A 1,992-nucleotide genomic window follows, 5' to 3' on the forward strand; every position below is an offset into this window, starting at 1 on the left:
AGGGAGTTGACTTTCGTCAATGACCGAAGCCGAATCATTCAGCCAACGACCCAGACGGGCTATTATGACACATCCTCGATTATCTGCAATAACGTGGCATTACGCGCACTGACAATCAGCGTTTGCTGTACATATCCTCATAATATCTCTCATAATCGCCTGAAGTGATATTATCCATCCACTCCTGATTGTCGAGATACCATTTGACTGTTTTCTCGATGCCCTCTTCAAACTGCAGGGATGGTTCCCACCCAAGTTCTTTCTGAAGCTTGCGGGAATCGATAGCATAACGCATGTCGTGACCCAGACGGTCAGTGACATAAGTGATCAGTTCGTCGCTATATCCTTCCGGGTTGCCGAGAAGACGATCTACAGTCTTTATCACAACCTTTATTATGTCTATATTCTTCCATTCGTTGAAACCTCCGATGTTATATGTCTCAGCCACTTTCCCTTTGTGATATATAAGATCGATGGCTCGTGCGTGATCCTCGACAAACAGCCAGTCGCGCACGTTCTCCCCTTTTCCATACACCGGCAATGGCTTGCGGTGGCGTATATTATTTATGAAAAGAGGAATAAGCTTTTCGGGGAACTGATACGGACCGTAATTGTTGGAACAGTTGGTAACAAGTGTCGGCATCCCGTATGTGTCGTGATACGCACGAACGAAATGGTCGCTCGAAGCCTTTGATGCCGAATATGGAGAATGTGGATTATACTTTGTCGTCTCAAGGAAGAAATCTGTGCCGTAGGCATGATGATGCTCGGAAGAGGCTGTTGTGCTGAACGGCGATTCGATGCCTTCCGGATTTGTGAGTTCCAGAGCGCCATATACCTCATCCGTCGAGATATGATAAAAAAGCTTCCCTTCATATCTTTCCGGCAAGGATTCCCAATATTCTTTTGCCGCCTGGAGAAGTGCGAGCGTACCCATCACATTGGTCCGTGCGAAAGTGAACGGATCTTTTATGGACCTGTCCACATGGCTCTCCGCCGCAAGGTGGATGATACCGGTGATTCCGTTGTCACGGATTATCCTCCTCATCTCTTCCAGATCTGAGATATCCCCCTTTATGAATTTATAATTCGGTTTGTCCTCGATATCCTTGAGATTGGCGAGATTCCCCGCATATGTGAGTTTGTCAAGGTTCACAATCTTATAATCAGGATATTTGTTCACGAAAAGACGCACTACGTGCGAACCGATGAACCCGGCGCCGCCGGTAATAAGAATGTTCTTCATTTTTATCTTGTTTTTATATATGTCTAATATTATAACAATCAGAATGGTGATATTATCTCACTCAACATGGGATGAGCGGAATCCTTTTCTGACAGAATCATATCAGCAGGTGCTATTTTCCAGTCGATGCCAAGTGTCTCGTCATTCAGTGAGATTCCTCCATCGGCATGAGGAGCATAATAATTATCGCATTTGTATTGGAATACAGCCTCCTCGCTGAGCACTGAGAACCCATGCGCGAAACCTCGCGGAATAAAGAACTGCACATTGTTCTCTTCCGAAAGCTCAACAGCTACATGCTGACCAAATGTAGGTGAATCCCGGCGCAGGTCGACAGCCACATCAAGCACTTTTCCCTTTATACATCTAACGAGTTTAGCCTGTGCGAACGGAGGACGTTGGAAATGAAGACCCCTAACAACACCATAGCTTGATTTAGACTGATTGTCCTGAACGAATTCAACCGGATATCCGACAGCCTCGTCAAAACATTTTTTGCTATAACTTTCAAAGAAATATCCGCGGGCATCCGTAAAGATTCTGGGACGCAATATCAGCAATCCCTCTATTTCAGGTTTTATAATTTCCATCTTATTTTCGTTTGAAATGCAAATTTAATAATTTTTTTGTAATTTTGTGGATGACATGTTTCTTAGAGTGTGTTTACTTTTAACTTAGGTTGGCATAATGATGGATTTTTGANGGATTTCAGCGAGTTGAGAAAGGAGCAATTTCCACATTGCGAC

2 protein-coding genes are annotated in these 1,992 nt (G+C 44.2%); both read right to left on the reverse strand.

The window, feature by feature from the left end:
• Positions 1–115: 115 nt before the first annotated feature.
• On the reverse strand, positions 116–1,246 hold the full coding sequence (locus JX312_RS12855) for a dTDP-glucose 4,6-dehydratase (protein WP_204458317.1): 1,131 nt from the start codon (positions 1,244–1,246) through the stop codon (positions 116–118).
• A 38-nt stretch (positions 1,247–1,284) separates the two neighbouring features.
• Positions 1,285–1,836, reverse strand: a complete 552-nt coding sequence (gene rfbC, locus JX312_RS12860; protein WP_123407511.1) for a dTDP-4-dehydrorhamnose 3,5-epimerase — start codon at positions 1,834–1,836, stop codon at positions 1,285–1,287.
• Positions 1,837–1,992: the final 156 nt, after the last annotated feature.

The sequence above is a fragment of the Barnesiella sp. CU968 genome, from assembly GCF_905219685.1.
GTDB classification, from domain to species: Bacteria; Bacteroidota; Bacteroidia; order Bacteroidales; family Muribaculaceae; genus Lepagella; species Lepagella muris_A.